The sequence below is a fragment of the Shewanella sp. SM71 genome (genome assembly GCF_025653905.1).
In the GTDB taxonomy this organism is placed as follows: domain Bacteria; phylum Pseudomonadota; class Gammaproteobacteria; order Enterobacterales; family Shewanellaceae; genus Shewanella; species Shewanella oncorhynchi.
Genome location: NZ_JAKKRW010000009.1, coordinates 76106 through 92101 on the forward strand (window position 1 = coordinate 76106; position 15996 = coordinate 92101).

At 45.2% G+C, this 15996-nt stretch carries 10 protein-coding genes; 7 read left to right on the forward strand and 3 right to left on the reverse strand.

Annotated elements, in window-relative coordinates; all coding sequences use genetic code 11:
• The first annotated feature begins 92 nt into the window (after positions 1 to 92).
• From L5L97_RS10820 to L5L97_RS10835, 4 genes are all read left to right on the forward strand, one after another.
• On the forward strand, positions 93 to 1721 hold the full coding sequence (locus L5L97_RS10820) for a glucan biosynthesis protein G (RefSeq protein WP_049821716.1): 1629 nt from the start codon (positions 93 to 95) through the stop codon (positions 1719 to 1721).
• A gap of 23 nt (positions 1722 to 1744) precedes the next feature.
• On the forward strand, positions 1745 to 3928 hold the full coding sequence (gene mdoH / locus L5L97_RS10825; protein ID WP_105252289.1) for a glucans biosynthesis glucosyltransferase MdoH: 2184 nt from the start codon (positions 1745 to 1747) through the stop codon (positions 3926 to 3928).
• Between the two features lie 324 nt (positions 3929 to 4252).
• Positions 4253 to 5731 (forward strand): murein L,D-transpeptidase, encoded by a 1479-nt coding sequence (locus L5L97_RS10830; protein ID WP_372832795.1) that lies wholly within the window; start codon positions 4253 to 4255, stop codon positions 5729 to 5731.
• 154 nt (positions 5732 to 5885) lie between these two features.
• A complete protein-coding gene (locus L5L97_RS10835) occupies positions 5886 to 6434 on the forward strand; it encodes a DUF882 domain-containing protein (RefSeq protein WP_028760165.1) in 549 nt (182 codons plus the stop codon).
• Here the strand turns inward: L5L97_RS10835 and L5L97_RS10840 are convergent.
• On the reverse strand, positions 6385 to 6816 hold the full coding sequence (locus L5L97_RS10840; RefSeq protein ID WP_106650352.1) for a hypothetical protein: 432 nt from the start codon (positions 6814 to 6816) through the stop codon (positions 6385 to 6387). The two genes, L5L97_RS10835 and L5L97_RS10840, sit on opposite strands and share 50 nt — an antisense overlap.
• A 303-nt stretch (positions 6817 to 7119) precedes the next feature.
• On the opposite strand from L5L97_RS10840, the gene rplY reads away from it, so the two are divergent.
• Positions 7120 to 7407, forward strand: a complete 288-nt coding sequence (gene rplY, locus L5L97_RS10845; RefSeq protein ID WP_028760163.1) for a 50S ribosomal protein L25 — start codon at positions 7120 to 7122, stop codon at positions 7405 to 7407.
• Between the two features lie 203 nt (positions 7408 to 7610).
• Here the strand turns inward: rplY and L5L97_RS10850 are convergent, their stop codons facing one another.
• Entirely contained in the window at positions 7611 to 11591 is a 3981-nt protein-coding gene (locus L5L97_RS10850) for a translocation/assembly module TamB domain-containing protein (RefSeq protein ID WP_263181848.1), read from the reverse strand.
• Entirely contained in the window at positions 11588 to 13438 is a 1851-nt protein-coding gene (locus L5L97_RS10855; protein WP_219252679.1) for an autotransporter assembly complex protein TamA, read from the reverse strand. The genes L5L97_RS10850 and L5L97_RS10855 overlap by 4 nt, the downstream gene beginning before the upstream one ends.
• A 120-nt stretch (positions 13439 to 13558) precedes the next feature.
• On the opposite strand from L5L97_RS10855, the gene L5L97_RS10860 reads away from it, so the two are divergent.
• Positions 13559 to 14590, forward strand: a complete 1032-nt coding sequence (locus L5L97_RS10860; protein WP_263181849.1) for an isoaspartyl peptidase/L-asparaginase family protein — start codon at positions 13559 to 13561, stop codon at positions 14588 to 14590.
• Between the two features lie 387 nt (positions 14591 to 14977).
• Positions 14978 to 15982, forward strand: coding sequence for an isopenicillin N synthase family dioxygenase (locus tag L5L97_RS10865; RefSeq protein WP_113939536.1), 1005 nt, complete (start codon positions 14978 to 14980; stop codon positions 15980 to 15982).
• Positions 15983 to 15996: the final 14 nt, after the last annotated feature.

Consider the following 15996-nt stretch of genomic DNA (forward strand, 5'->3'; position numbering starts at 1 on the left):
TGTTTTTTTTCATCCCTAAATCAGAGTGAAAAAAATTCACTGTATACATAAAAAACATTGATTTCTTAGTTTATTTTTTAGGTTACCTATCTATGGTTAGCTTGTTGCGTTGCCCATCGTCCAAACCTTATTCGTCACTCATATGTTCACTGACGCTAGGCGCTGTAGTCGCCTTGTCTGGTGTCGCGTACGCTGAAGAGACAAAACCCGCCGAGGCAGTTCCTGTGGTTACTCCACCGAAAGTGATTTCTCAGCCCAGTACAAAAAATCAAATCAGATTCACTAAGACAGGCGCTTTTGATAGCGAAACTGTCGTGAAGATTGCAAAACGTTTGGCAGCGAAACCTTATGTGACCCTCAAAGATCCTTTGCCAGCTGGCCTTGCTAAACTGTCATACGATGAATATAGAGATATTCGTTTTAACCCGACTGCGTCTATTTGGCGTGATCAGGGCGTGCCATTTCAAATGCAAATGTTCCACCGTGGTTTCTATTTTCAAGATCTGATCGAGATTGCGATTGTAGAAGGTCAGAATGCAACGCATTTAGCCTATGAGCCTAAATATTTCACCGCGGGTGAAGTGATTACTCAAGCGCTGCCGAATGACGACATTGGTTACTCAGGATTCCGTATTCATAACCAACTGAATACGAACGGTGTATTTGACGAGCTTATGGTATTCCAAGGTGCGAGTTATTTCCGCGCTTTAGGTAAAGGTAACGCCTATGGCTTATCTTCCCGTGGTTTGGCGTTAAAAACGGCTGACGCTGAAGGGGAAGAATTCCCGATATTTCGCGCCTTCTGGGTTGAGCGTCCACACAATGACAGCAACTTGATTGTTGTGCATGCCTTGTTAGATAGCCCAAGCGTAGCAGGTGCCTATACTTTCTCTGTCCGTCCCGGTGATAACACCTTGATTGATGTAGAAGCGACACTGTTTCCTCGTGTTGAGCTGAGCAAAGTCGGTTTAGCACCAAGTACTAGCATGTTCTTACATTCACTCAATGGTCGTCACGACACCGATGATTTTAGACCTGAAGTACATGATTCTGATGGTTTATTGATGTTAAATGGTCGTGGTGAGCATTTATGGCGCCCATTAGCTAATCCACGTCAGTTACAAGTCAGTGCGTTTTCTGACAACTCGCCTCAGGGATTTGGTCTGATCCAACGTGAGCGTGACTATGCGTCATATCAAGATCTAGAAGCCCATTACGAACGTCGCCCAAGCCTATGGATTGAGCCTGTGGGTAATTGGGGGCAAGGTTCAGTGGTGTTGACTGAAATTCCGACAGAGTCTGAAATTCATGACAACATTGTTAGTTATTGGAAACCACGTCAGCCTATTCCTGCTGGCGGTGAATTTCATTTTGCCTATCGCATGAGTTGGGGTGAAGAACCTGCTGCGAAAGTCGGTGCCGTACATATTTCTCGCTCTGCCAGTGGTCGTGCCGATATTGCTAAGGCGACTCCAAGACGTTTATTTGTGGTCGACTATCAAGTTGAAGGTCCGATGACAGATGAAATGCCAGTCGCTAAAGTTGAAGCTTCTGGTGGTGTGGTCACGAATGTGGTGATTGCCCGTAATGCCGCTAAAAATGGCTATCGCTTAGCTTTTGAATTAGAGCCAGAAGATAAAGATCTTATCGAACTGCGCGCTGAACTTAAGTTCCCAACTCCTCGTCAGGTTGAAACCTGGCTCTATCGCTGGACGCTGTAAGGTTCATGACGGAGCAACATGATATGACTGTATCCGATAACTCGGTACTCGAGACGGAAGTCCTCGTGGGTGGTAGTGCTATGCCAAATGAACGGCCTGGCGCTATGGAACCCCAAAATTTAAGTAAGATGCCAGAGGGATTCCCTCGCCGTAGCACTGTGGCTGATGGGGTACGCTCGCGTACCTACCGTCGTGTGTTTGTGGTGGGTGGGGCTTTATTATTATCTTTGTTTGCTATCTATGAAATGGGGGCGGTATTTAGCATTGGCGGAATTACTCCTCTGGAATATTTAGTGCTAGTGCTGTTTGCGGTTAACTTCTGCTGGATTGCTTTGGCGTTTTGTAGCGGTATTGCAGGTTTTTTAATTTTACTGCGAAAACCGCGGGCAAAAGATTTGCAAGTGACTGAACTGCATACGCGAACCGCGATTTTGATGCCGACCTATAACGAATCTCCTGATAGGGTATTCTCGGCGGTTTCAGTGATGGCTGAAACCTTGTCGCAAACGGGTCACGGTCATGCTTTTGATTGGTTTATCTTAAGTGATACTACGGATCCCGATATTGCTTTACTCGAAGAGCAGGCGTTTCTGGTGTTGCGTCAAGAAACCCATAAGCATTCGCGGGTGTATTACCGTCGCCGTCGTAAAAACGTCGCCCGTAAAGCGGGTAACGTAGCCGATTTTTGCCGTCGTTGGGGGTCGCGTTATGATCACTTGTTAGTGCTTGATGCCGACAGTTTGATGGAGTCTTCAACCATCACTGGCTTAGCTCAGCGCATGCAGGCCGATCCTGATGCGGGTTTGATCCAAACGATTCCGTCGTTGATCAATGGCACCACTTTAATGGCCCGTTTACAGCAATTTGCGGCGCGTATTTATGGTCCCGTAATTGGTACCGGTTTAGGCTGGTGGGTACAAAAAGAAGGTAACTTCTGGGGCCACAACGCCATTATCCGCACCGAAGCCTTTATGACCGCGGCGGGATTACCCAACCTTAAGGGTAAGCCACCTTTTGGTGGTCATATCATGAGCCATGACTTTGTTGAAGCTGCGCTGATCCGCCGTGCGGGCTGGAGTGTGGTCATTGCCTATGACTTACCGGGTTCATACGAAGAATGTCCACCGTCGATTATCGACTTAGCCGTGCGTGATCGTCGCTGGTGCCAAGGTAACTTGCAGCATTCGCGTATTTTGCCAACTAAAGGTTTGCACTGGGTAAGCCGTTTACATTTACTGACGGGTATCATGGCTTATTTGTCATCTCCTTTCTGGTTGATGTTGATTTTGACTGGTTTGATGTTAGCCCTGCAGGCACACTTTATTCGACCTGAATATTTCACCGATCAATTTTCACTGTTCCCGACTTGGCCCATCATGGACTCGGATAGGGCATTAAGATTGTTCTACATTACTATGGGGGTTTTGTTTGGCCCTAAAGTATTCGGTGTCTTGTTGCTGCTTAAAGACGGTGAGTTTGCTCGCAGTGTTGGTGGTCGAATTAAAGCGATATTCAGTGTGATCTTTGAGGTTATACTTTCAGCGCTGATTGCACCTATCATGATGTTTATCCATTGTGGTGCTGTGATGTCAATTCTGATGGGGCGTGACAGTGGTTGGTCGCCGCAACGTCGTGATGACGGCAGTATGCCTTGGATGACGTTAATCTATCGTCACCGCTGGCATATGCTGGCAGGTGTGATGTTAGGTTATGCGGCTATTTTGGATTCTTTGACTTTGTTAGCTTGGATGAGTCCGGCGTTGATCGGTCTGTGGATTGCTGTGCCTATTTCGGCATGGACAGGTTCAGTTAAAATTGGCGAAGTGTTCAAGCGTGCTGGTATTCTTGCAACACCAGAAGAACGTAACCCTGCGCAAATTTGTCTGCAAGCGCAAGAAGCGCGCGCCGCTTACCAAAGACACATTGCTGAGCCTTGGACGTTAGCACAGGTACTTAAAGACCCTGCGTTGATGGAATTGCATTTAGCAATGGTGGATAAACAGCCTTTGCGTGCTGCGGGTACACCAATTGAAGCGATGGAAGCCATAGTGCATGTGAAGGTGCATGAAGCTCGTTGTCAACAGAGCGCATTAGCTTTACTCAATCGTCAAGAAATGGCAATGGTGTTGGCAAATCCGTTGATGTTACGTAGCCTACAGAAATTACCAGAGCAATTTGTCGAAGAAGATCTGGTGTCTTTTTGCTAACGAACACTTGATCAGCATATTTATGTGAGTTTGTTTAATATCAATGCCACTGACGACCTCAGTGGCATTTTTCTTTTCATTATCTGGAGTTAACCCCTAGTAATTAATTGATCTCCATGGAATAGTCATATCATAGTGTTGTTGATTGATATAACCGCTGGCTCTCAGGTGACCTTAAAAATAGCTAAGGGAGTATTTATGATATTGAAAAAGATCATTCGCTATTTGCCCCCATCCATGCGTGTAACGCTAAACGTGAGAGAACTCAAATTGATAGAGCAGGAGTTCAACATCGCGAACTTGAAAGCATTGCAGATTAACCCTATGCCGACGAGGCGCAATCTAGAACAACTATTACTCAGCCTTTTTTTCTGTATTCCAATAATTTTAGTGCCAAAGGTAGGTGCAGCTGATGGCGCTCAATCCGTAACATCAAATTCGAGTATTGCTGCGCAGCCAAATCTTGAGGGTAAAGCTGAAGATCTTACTGCTGTGCTGCCGCTTGCGGCCTTAGTGCCACAGGTGTTGCTATTGGATCTCGCAGGCGTTAATCCAGTATTTGGCCAGCATTATCGTGACTTAACACTTTCTCCTAATACCTTATCTACTGCTGATTTAGTACGAATCCAAGCTGATGTTACCGGTTACTGGCATTATGTGATGACATCCGCAGAATGTAACAACGCTGGATCCCCAGAGACGGTTTCATCCGTTATTCCAGTGGATCCCCAATATCAAAGGGTGCTTAAGCAAATCGCCCATTTAGTGCAATTGGACACAATTGAACCATGGGAAACTTTAGTGCTAGATGAAAAGCTAACCTTAGGAATGAGTCATCAGATCGTTGATACCATAGCAAAGCGTGTGTGGATATTGGGAGACTTAGCCACTGAGCTTAGAGTGAATCAAGTTTATACCGAAGAACTTATGATTGGCATTAAGCGCTTTCAGCAAAAGCATGGGCTAAAACAGGACGGGGTGATAGGTAAGCAGACCTTATTTTGGGTGAACCAATCGCCAAGGGCGAGGGCGGTACTATTAGCTAAAAACACTATTCGACAAAGAGTGTTTGAACGTAAATTAGAGCCGAGTTATTTGCTGATTAATGTGCCCGCTTTTGAGATGACGTTGGTCGATAATGGTACGCCAGTGTTAAGTTCCAAGGTTATTGTGGGTAAATCTTCTCGGCAAACACCGATTTTGGACAGTCAGATTTCTAGCGTGGTGCTTAACCCTAGTTGGCGAGTGCCTAGCAGCATTTTACGGCGGGACATTCTGCCGCAAATTCAGCGAAATGGTCATTATCTTAATGAACGTCAATTTGATGTGTACGATTATAACGGTCAACGGGTGCAACGCATGCCAGAGGAATGGCAGGCCTTAGCCAGCGCTTCGTTTCCCTATCAGCTTGTACAACGCCCTGGGGCGAAGAATGCATTAGGTAAATATAAGTTTCACTTTGATAACAGTTTCAGTGTCTATTTACATGGAACTTCTGAGCCAAGTCTCTTTAAAAAGGACGATAGGGCACTATCATCTGGCTGTATTCGTATTGAAAAAGCCACTGAATTAGCCCAGTGGTTTAAAGAGCATTTAGTAAAAGACAAACGTTTATGGGACAAGTTAGCCCCTGGTATTACTGAACCCCAGTGGTTTTCACTTTCCGAAAAGTTGCCCGTGCATCTGGTTTACTGGACTGCATGGTTAGACGATAGTGGGCAGGAGCAATACCGTCGCGATATTTATCATTTGGAACCTGAGCTGACGAATGCTGTGCCTGCCACGGTTTTGGAACAACATTAACGTTTTTGTGCTGTAAAGCTGAGCAAGATAAGCATCTGAACTCGCTTGGCATTTTGAAATCCTACTCAGAATGGGGTTGGCAAAACTTGATCTTAGGGCTTATTCAGTATAATTTGCCTTACTAGTGACCAAAAAGCATACAAAAGGTGATCATGTGACTTTAATATGTCCTGCCCGTAGGCAGTTATTGTTAGGCCTTAGTGGTGTGGCATTATGTTCCTTTATTCCCTCAAAAGCAGTTGCCAGCCGTTCAACCAAAGGGATCCGCGAGTTAAGTTTGTTTAATCGTCATACTGGCGAGCGCGATGATGGTAGTTACTGGGTAGATGGTCATTATCAGAGCAAGGTGTTAGACAATTTTAATCATTTGCTGCGGGATCATCGTCAGAATGTGGCAGCACCTATGGATAAGCGCTTATTTGATTTACTCCACTCGCTCAAAACAACCTTGAATACCAACGATGAAATCCATGTAATTTCTGGTTACCGTTCACCAAAAACCAATGCCATGCTCGTGAGCCACAGTGGCGGAGTTGCTAAGAAGAGTTATCACATGCGCGGCATGGCGATGGACATAGCGATCCCTAGCGTTAAACTAAAAACCCTCAGAGAAGCGGCTTTATCCCTGAAACTCGGTGGTGTGGGTTATTATCCTAATTCTGGCTTTGTGCACGTCGATTGTGGTCCGGTAAGGCACTGGTAGCAATGATCTGTTGTTGGATCTGCTGATAAAAATCTTGTTCCAAGGCTTGCGATTCGATCAAGTAATGTCTGAGCAGCGGGATAAATTGTTGATTGAGTTTGTTCATTTCTCTATGTTGTTGCCAATCACAGATCAATAGGCTGAGACGTTGTGAAAATTGATATTGTCTTTGCCTCTGCGACTCAATATCGACAGACTCAATAATTTGCATAAGTAAGATCAAGCTGCGGTTTTTTTGTTGGGTGCAGGCAAGCAATTCTAAGAATTTTAATTCGAGGGTATTTTGCTGATAAGGAACGGTTTCGATAAGAGAGACGAGTTCACGGGCCAGTTGGCATGAAAGTCTATTTTCTTGTTGTAACTGGTATAGCGCATGACGCATTTTTTGACACAGCAGTTATCGAAATTTGCCCGAGCTTAACAGGCTTCTCAATTTCCCAGTGTGATCTATATCTCGTGTTTTTTGTTTGAGATCAAAGCCTTTTCTCTGCCGTAACAGCCAAGATACAAGTTCCTCAATTTGATAAATAGCGGTCTGTTTTGCTAACGCTGACGCCGATAAATAGAGGGCTTGCGGTATTCTTGTGCGCCTTGGGTATCTATGTTAGTATTCGCGCGCTTTATATGAGCCGTCATTGGTCGAAAATGCCGGCAACTTTTTACTCTAAATTTAAGTGAGAAACACATGTCTTACACTATCCAAGCACAAACCCGCACTGAAATAGGGAAAGGTTCGAGCCGCCGCCTACGCCATGCTGGTAAAGTACCTGCTGTTATTTATGGCCAAGGCAAAGAGCCAGTTTCTATTGTTTTTGATCACAAAGATATCATTAACATTCAAGCTAATGCTGACTTCTACACTTCTACTCTGACTATCGTTGTTGATGGTAAAGAAGTGGGTGTTCGTGCACAAGCTATGCAACGCCACGTGTTCAAGCCAATCATTGAACATGTTGACTTCGTTTACGCTTAATTGTCGTAACTGAAGCAAAAAGCGCCTAAGGGCGCTTTTTTTGTGGCTGATTTTTAGTTGTTTGTATTTATAGGTAGACACTTAGGCTTTACCCAAACAACCTCAACATACTGTAACTCGTATTTTGAGGTTGTTTGGCTAGAGTAATTGGATGCTAATTTTGTAGTATCAATATTTTGGTATTCATATTGGTATTCATATGGTTACTTGATATTGAAGTTGTAATAGATATCAAGTGATTGGCCTAAAGTGCCTGACACGGTTTCTAGATAGAGTTGTGAGAGCAAGTAATACCTGACGGTCATTTCGTAACCGGGGTTAAATACACCTACTCCGTATTTCACCATTAAGTTATCGCCGATAAAGCCACTGATCGCCACACGCCCTTCATCATTAGTGTCGAGTTGCACGTTAGAGAAACCAAATTCTTCAATGAGTCCTGTCGCAGTATTCCCTAGGTTGTTAATTGCGCCACCGCCCACCTGTGAGCCTAAACCGAGTGCCGCGCCCATCATCAGCGAGTTATTTTGCTCATTGTTGGCGCTGTTAAAGCCACTGCCTTTGATAATGTAAGACAAGATTTCGGCCTGCTCTTTGGCGGGATTGGAGAATAAGGTCACCACTGGGCGTGATGGCGTGCCTGTGACGCGTACACCTGCCACTAAGTCTTCAGTCTTAATTTCCCGTATCGCTTCAATATTCAGGTTTGGTAATGACGTTGGCCCCACAAATTGCACTTCACCAGTACGGATTTTTAGGGTTTGGCCCATAAACTTGTAGCTACCTTGATTGACTTTGATATTACCGAAGAGCAAAGGAGGACGGAAAGCTTGCTGCTGTAGCTTTAAGGTCCCTTGGAGTTTACCTTTGAGACCCATACCATCAATTCTGAGTTCGTTCCCCACACTGATATTCAGATCTGCAACGATGGCGTAGGGGCTAGTTTTAGGCTGAGTGGCGGCAATGGAATCGTCAAATACCACGTCTTCGGAGGCTGCGACACCGCCTTCCGCTAATGGCACAATTTTAATGTTGCCAGAAGGCACCGCTATTTTTCCTTTTACTGCTAGTTGCTTACTGTTGAAGGTTAAGTTGATCTCGGGGGAGACATCGAGAATAGCCAGTGGTGGTTGGATCACGGCGAGCTTATCGCCTTCGAGGGCTAACTCGCCACTAAATTGACCTTGGGGCCATTGCAGTTGACCATTCACTCTGCCTAAACCATTGCCCATCATCCAGCGTCCCTTAAGCTGCGCTTGTTGACCCGCAAATGACATCGACATGTTAATTTTGTCGATTAATGTTGGGTTTGCTGTTAGGGCTAAGGCGCCCTCAGTTAAGGCCATGCTCCCCGATACTTCGGGCGCATCTAGACTACCCGCAAAGTTAAGTTGACTCGTCAGTAAACCTTGCACTGTATTTAATTGAGGGAAAAACTCCCCAAGTGGCTGCAAGTTGATTTGCTTGATATTGGCATAACCTGACAGGGTGCGATCGGGTGTGACATTGACGTTAATCTCACTCTGCCAACTGGCCACGCCTTCTGATTCAAAATCTAAAACCGTCGCCAGCCGTTTTGCATCTAAGGTCGCTTTTAATGATAGGTTTTGGTAATTAATGGTGACTTCACGATTTTTATCCCGTTTTAGCATAATGCTGCCGGGAGCAAAATCAAAGTTCACATCGGCAGTAGGCTTACGGCCAGCAGCCCATGCAACATTGGCTAATAGCGATGCAGGGCCATTCCAACGCATATTTGTTGGTAATATTGGGATAAGTAATTGCCCTGGATTACCTGAGTAGCTCACCTGTGCGCTGCCTTTTTTACCTATTGGTGTATTACTGTTTAGGCAGATACGGCTATTGGGATTCATGAGGCAAAAGGGCGTAATGCTGCCTTGATTCTTGATTTGGTCCCAAGCCAGATTAATGGTGTTATCGAGCTGCCATAGGCCTACGGGCGTGTTGAGATTTAAACGATCAACATCGAGCTGTAGTCGTGACTTCTTCACATCGTATTGGCTGCTCATCGTTGCATCGAGCCCAAGATCGCCCGTGGCGTTGAGAGTGAGTTTTTGAGCGTTAATGGTACCTTTCGCCCCGAGTGTCACTGTATCTAAATTTTGTTCTGCAATCTGCAAGGTTTTTGATTTTAGCGAGATAGCAAACTCATGTTGATCTAGCGGCTTGTAATAGGCCTTTAAATTAGATTCCTGCAGTTTAATGTTTTGATAGTAAAGTTCTGCCAGCTGCGCTGTAAGCTCGACCTGGGGGTGTTTCTCGTCACCAGTGACATTGATCTGCGCTTGTAGTTGGCCGCTGGCCTTAGGTAACCATAGGCCAAAGTCGGGCACTTGTAATTCACCTTGGAGATCCCAATTGGCATTGGCTTCGCCTTTGAGTGCCAGAGTTGAACCTAGTACTTTGGCGTTCAGCCCTTTAGCACTGACATACAGGGAGTCATTCACACTGATATCCCCTGTAATGTCGAAGGGATAACCTTGCAAAGTGCCAGTGAGCTCAGTATCGCTCAGGGATACTTGCCAACGGGGGTCTGCAAATGAGCCTTTAGTGCGTAATTTTCCTGAAATCAAACTGTCCGGTAAACCCGTTGTACTTTGCGCTGTATCCGTTTGTGGCAGCTGTATTTCTTGTAATTTGACGTCATTGATCCAGAGATTGGCGTTCCAGCTAATGGCTTTTTGATAATCGAGTTCGCCCGTGAGCTTGACCTTACCAATCGCGCCCATTACATCAAGATTATTGATGGTTAACTTAGCATCTTGATGTTGGATGTCAGTGTCTATGTCGAGCACTTTGTGAAAGGGTGTGATCAGTTGGCCAGTAAGACTCGCCTCTTGCCGATTAAGGTCGCCTTGGCTATCGAGTGTGGCATTGCTTACCGAGTATTCAGGGTTCTTCAGTGGCCACTGAAGCCGTGTCTGTTCAAGTTTCACCTTGTAGGGCAGGTTAGGGTCTTGCAGTGTTATTTGGCCATCTAGCGTAAAGTCGGCATCGCCCTTGGCGACGGCATTCACCTGAAGTTGCCCTAAACTTTGGCTCAGCTTTAACGTTAATACTTGATGAGTGAGATCTGGCAATTCGACTAGTTGGTTAAGGGTGAGATTTGCCTCTAAATCGAGTGGATAATCTTTATCAAGTGTTAGGCTGCCAGTGATATCGACGCTGCCATCGGTGTGGCTGATGGCAAGATGGTCTAAGGTCAATTGGTATTCACGGAAACTGCCTTGTAGTTCTGCATGGCTAAAAACATCTTTACGATCGCCGATTTGCAGTGTGGTGTTGTCTAGCGTTAGGGCATTGACTGTCACAGGGAAAGGCATAAATACTTGTGGCAATTGCGCTAAAGCCCATTCAGCCTCTTTTGGTAGCGACGGACTGGCCGATGGTGTCTGTGTTGTTACCGCGGCAGTGCTGGGATCTGCTGCATTCGTTACCGCTGCCGTGCTGGCTTGCGTTGCTACATCGGTTGATGCAGGGATCAGTATGAATAATCCTTCGCTGGATAGCTGTTTAACCGACAAACCTTCGGTAAACCATTGTGCTTCTGCGTTAAGACGATTAGCGGTAAATTGCATATCATCCACTTGGATATTAACGCCATTGAGTTCAGCAGAATCTAAAACAATATCAAAGGGTAATAGGAGCTCACTGGGTTCTTCATCAAGTGGCGCGACTGGCGCTTCGTTTGAGTCTGCAGAAAGCGCTAGGGTATCAATAGTGACATCGACTTTGGCCGCAGATAAGCTATTCACGCATAAGCGTTTTTGTAGCAAACAGGCGGGTTGCCACAGTAAATGCAGATCCTCAAGTTGCACGTTCATTCCGGCCATAGACCAAGCCGCGTGAGATAGGGCTAAGTCTTTGTTAATGGAACCAGAGGTATAAGTCAGTTCAAGATCGGGTACAAATTGATCGGCTAAACCCACGGTAATGCGCGAGCCAAATTCAGTGCCGAGTAATAGGGCGATTAACACTAAAAGCCCTAATGGCACATAGATAATAATCCGAGTCCAGAGTTTGAACTGCCGCCACAGTCTTTGAATGAATGACACCGATGGGGTGACAGAGGTCACTACGGTTTCAGTGGCTTCGGCTTCAGTGATGGGATTATCAACGATATCTTGTTCGTTTGGCTTATTATGCTCTGGGGGCTGGCTCATAGATCTGTCCCCATGGTTAGGTGAATTCGCCATGATCTTTCAATGGTCTCAGTTTCTTTCAATCCGACCCCTAAATCTAATTTGATTGGACCAATCGGGGAGATCCAATGGATACCGCCACCGACAGAGACGACAGGTTCAAATTGATTATTATCGAAGGCGTTACCCGCATCGATAAATGTGCCGACCCGCCAAGTGGGGGTCACATAATATTGATATTCCAAACTACCAACCATTAAATAGCGGCCACCGATAACTTCGCGATTGGTTTTTCCATCGTCAGCAACATAGTCTAAATAGGGGCCGAGTTCTTGATAACCATAACCGCGCACACTCTGATCGCCACCGGCAAAATAGCGTAGTGATGGTGGGATAGAGGCAAGATCATTCTCGTTAGCTAAGTTGGCAGCTAAATCAATACGAGCAACGATTCTGTGGTTATCGAAGAAGGTATCAATCCATTTAAATTTAGCTTGCAAGCGGGCTAGGCGGGTTTCTGATCCTAAATAGGGATCGGCATAGTCTAGGCTATAAATTTGTCTAAATCCGGATTTAGGATCCAGTGAGTTATCTCCCCGGCTAGTCCGAGAAAAGTTAATTCCTGCCAGATAAAACGACGGCATATAATCGACGTCAGACTGAGTATATTCTTCGCGTATAGCCTCCAACGAATAACTCATTAGCCATTGATTTTCTAGTCTTTGCTGACGTAATAGTCCCAGAAGGTACTTAGTCGACTCGAGCTGGCCTGTGTTACTAAAATCACGATTCTCGGCATCATATACTTGAGTCACACCGTATTTGTCCCGCAGCAAACCGAGGCGGATCTTTAATTGATCGTCTAAGGGATGTGTGAGCGGAATCGTATAAGTGGTTAATAACTTTGGTCTATCGGGCGACCATTCGAGACTGGTTTCTTGGGAATGCCCATATTTATTGATTTGTGGTGTACGCCAAGTCACGCGCACCCTCGGATCAAAGGCTTGATCTGTTTTGCCAATATCACCACCAAAACCGAGTTCAATTGCGTGACTTGCCTTAGGCGTTAATTCGACTCGCATTGGAATATGGTTATCTTCGACGTTATCGATTTGCGGGATCACTTTGATATTGGCGAAATAACCAGTATCTAATAACTGACGATTCAAGGCGCTTACACGGCGAGTTGAGTATGAAGCACCTTCTTTAAAGGGGATAAGATCCTCTAATATATCGGGTTCTAAGCTATGGCCATCGAAACTGACTTGGCCAAATCGGTAACGTTTGCCTGAATCAAAATGCAAACTTACCTGTGCGGTATTAATATCGCGGTTAACTTTAATTTGTGATTCAGTAAATTCGCCATCGAAGTAACCTCGTGCCAAGGCTAAGGTGACGAGTTGCGATTTTACGTCGCTGTAAACACCGTGATTTAACACATCGCCGGGTTTAATGTTGACCTTTGCGAGCCATTGATCGAAGGCTCGGTCATCAAGCATTTCACCACTAAAATTAATATCGACCCACTGAACAATGGTTGGCTCGCCGGGGCTGATTTCAAGTTTTAATTCCCACGGTCCCTTGTCATGCTCAATCAGCTTTTCTTCTACTTCACTGTGATAGTAACCCATGGATTCTAAGGCGGTGCTGATATTGTCATCGACATTAAACAAAAAGGCACGGCGCTGCACCTCAGATTCAGGTAAAGCGCCTAAGTGAGCAACTATGTTGCTTCGAAGCGCTTCATTCACGCCTGTAACAGATAATTTGATAAAATCATCTGCTGCTGCGACTGATGTGACTGAAATCAGACTCAGAAACAAGCAAAGACGAATGTAATGTGAGGTGATTTGCAAAAATGGCTGCACTTTATAGTCCCTGTGATTTGGCATCATTGTCGCCAGAATAAAACCAACAGGCAAGGAGATGATTGAAATTACACGATGAAATGGTTACAAAGGACGCTACTTTTTAAGGGGATGTAAAGAATGAAAACAAAATTAGCCACCTTTAGTTTAATTATTTCGGGCCTACTTTTTATGTCACATAACACCTTTGCCAATGATAAACCGTTCGCCATTGCGATCCACGGCGGCGCGGGGACGATTTCTAAAGCTAATCTCACCCCTGAACAACGCCAAGCCTACAAAGATAAGTTAAAGGAAGCGGTCGATAAAGGCTCAAAAGTCTTAGAGGAGGGCGGTGACAGCTTAGTGGCAGTACAAACCGCAATTAATATCCTTGAAAATAGTGCTCTGTTTAATGCTGGTATAGGCGCGGTTTATACCTATGACGGCGGACATGAATTAGATGCCTCTATTATGGATGGCAAAACGATGAATGCCGGCGCTGTTGCTGGAGTGCGTCATATTGCCAATCCAATTGACTTAGCCTTGGCCGTGATGAATAAATCTGAGCACGTGATGCTCTCGGGGGCAGGAGCAGAAGAATTTGCACTGACTCAAGGCTTTACTTTAGTGCCAAATCATCATTTTGATACTGACGAGCGGTATCAGCAATTACTCGATGCACGGCAAAAACTGCAAACTGCGGCTAAATCTGAACAAGTTGCTAATGTTGAGATGAAGGACCTCGATTACAAATTTGGTACCGTTGGTGCTGTCGCCTTAGATAAAAAGGGTAATTTAGCTGCAGGTACATCGACCGGTGGTATGACGGCAAAACGCTTTGGTCGTATCGGTGACTCTCCTGTCATCGGTGCTGGCACTTATGCTGAAAACGGTGTTTGTGCCGTATCGGCAACGGGTCATGGTGAATTCTTTATCCGTTACCTCGTCGCGGGGGATATTTGTGCCAAGGTGAAATATCAGCAAAAATCTATCATTCAGGCAGCAGATGAAGTTATTAATCAACGTCTTATCACTGCTGGCGGTTCGGGTGGTGTGATTGCAGTCGATCAGCGTGGCAATATTGCTACGCCATTTAATACCGAAGGTATGTACCGCGCCACCCGTAGTAATGGTGAGCCAGCCCAAGTGCTAATTTGGCATGATCAATAATGTTATTTGTAGAAGCATCTAGGTTTATAACTGACATGACTTAGAAACGTTAAAACTTCGAAACCTTAAAAAGCGAGTGCCGCAAAAGTGGACTCGCTTTTATTTTTATATCTTAATTTTACTAATATCTTGAAAAGTAACCAGATAAATATCATTAAGCAGTATGGCTTATGATGTTTATCTGAGTGGTGCGGTTTGAGTTGGCCTAATAATTAGCGCTGTTTTACCCTTTGAAATTCAAATCTAGCAGTATAGAAGCCTAGATGTCTATATATCTAAATGATCTATTATTACTGTTTAATATATCAAATAGTTATTAATTCATTATCCATCGACCCATAAAGGCATAGAATCCGGCTCAGACAATGCATTAAATGGGAGTCATTGATGGAACAATTACCGATATTGAATTTAAGTGATTGGCATGCCGGTGGACAACGTCGTAACGCTTTTATTACTAAGCTTGCCGATGCTGCCAGAAGAATAGGGTTTTTCTATCTTACAGGCCACGGCATTGAGCTTGCTAGACAGCAGCAAGTACTTCAGTTAGCGGCAGATTTCTTTGCGCTGCCCGTCGTAGATAAACTTGCGGTGAAAATGGCTAATACACCGCATTTTCGCGGTTATACCCGTTTGCAAGGTGAATTGACCTTAGGGAAACCGGACTTGCGGGAACAGTTTGATATCATGCAAGAAGAAGTGGCTAACCCTCAGCAGTCTGATGTGCCTATATGGTGGCAGCTACAGGGGCCTAATCAATGGCCGTCACAATTACCACAGATGAAATCGACTTTATTGGCATGGCAACAGGATTTAGCCGATACCAGTGTCACACTATTGAGGGCTTTAGCTGTTGCGCTAGAGCAGCCAGAAAGCGCCTTTGATGCCACGATCGAAGCGGGTCCTTATCAGCATATGAAGCTTATTCGCTATCCCAGCGCGGATGGACAGACTTCAGGCCAAGGCGTAGGGGCACACAAAGATCCTGGCTATTTGACCTTAGTGCTGCAAGATAAGCAATCCGGTTTAGAGGTTCAGACTGACAACGGTTGGTTAAGCATACCGCCATTAGAAGACGCCTTTGTGGTGAATATAGGTGAATTACTTGAGTTGGCTTCTAATGGGTATTTAAAGGCAACCAACCATAGGGTTACTAGCCCGCCTGCTGGGGTCGAGCGCTACTCGTGTGCCTTTTTTATGGCGGCGCAGTTGAATGCGACAGTTCCTTTGTTACCTTTGCCAAAGCATCTGGCGAACCAAGCTCAAGGACCGGCAAGCGATCCATTAAATCCTCTTTTCCACCAAGTGGGCCAGAACGTATTAAAAGGGCGTTTGCGCTCTCATCCCGACGTTGCTCAAGCACATTACGCCTCATTCGCTCATGCCATTTAATGGTTATTAGGATC

Excerpts from the sequence above, each read along its gene's own strand:
- L5L97_RS10820 (WP_049821716.1), top strand. The coding sequence starts at position 93 with ATGGTTAGCTTGTTGCGTTGCCCATCGTCCAAACCTTATTCGTCACTC.
- mdoH (WP_105252289.1), top strand. The coding sequence starts at position 1,745 with ATGACTGTATCCGATAACTCGGTACTCGAGACGGAAGTCCTCGTGGGT.
- L5L97_RS10830 (WP_372832795.1), top strand. The coding sequence starts at position 4,253 with ATGCCGACGAGGCGCAATCTAGAACAACTATTACTCAGCCTTTTTTTC.
- L5L97_RS10840 (WP_106650352.1), bottom strand. The coding sequence starts at position 6,816 with ATGCGTCATGCGCTATACCAGTTACAACAAGAAAATAGACTTTCATGC.
- rplY (WP_028760163.1), top strand. The coding sequence starts at position 7,120 with ATGTCTTACACTATCCAAGCACAAACCCGCACTGAAATAGGGAAAGGT.
- L5L97_RS10850 (WP_263181848.1), bottom strand. The coding sequence starts at position 11,591 with ATGAGCCAGCCCCCAGAGCATAATAAGCCAAACGAACAAGATATCGTT.
- L5L97_RS10860 (WP_263181849.1), top strand. The coding sequence starts at position 13,559 with ATGAAAACAAAATTAGCCACCTTTAGTTTAATTATTTCGGGCCTACTT.
- L5L97_RS10865 (WP_113939536.1), top strand. The coding sequence starts at position 14,978 with ATGGAACAATTACCGATATTGAATTTAAGTGATTGGCATGCCGGTGGA.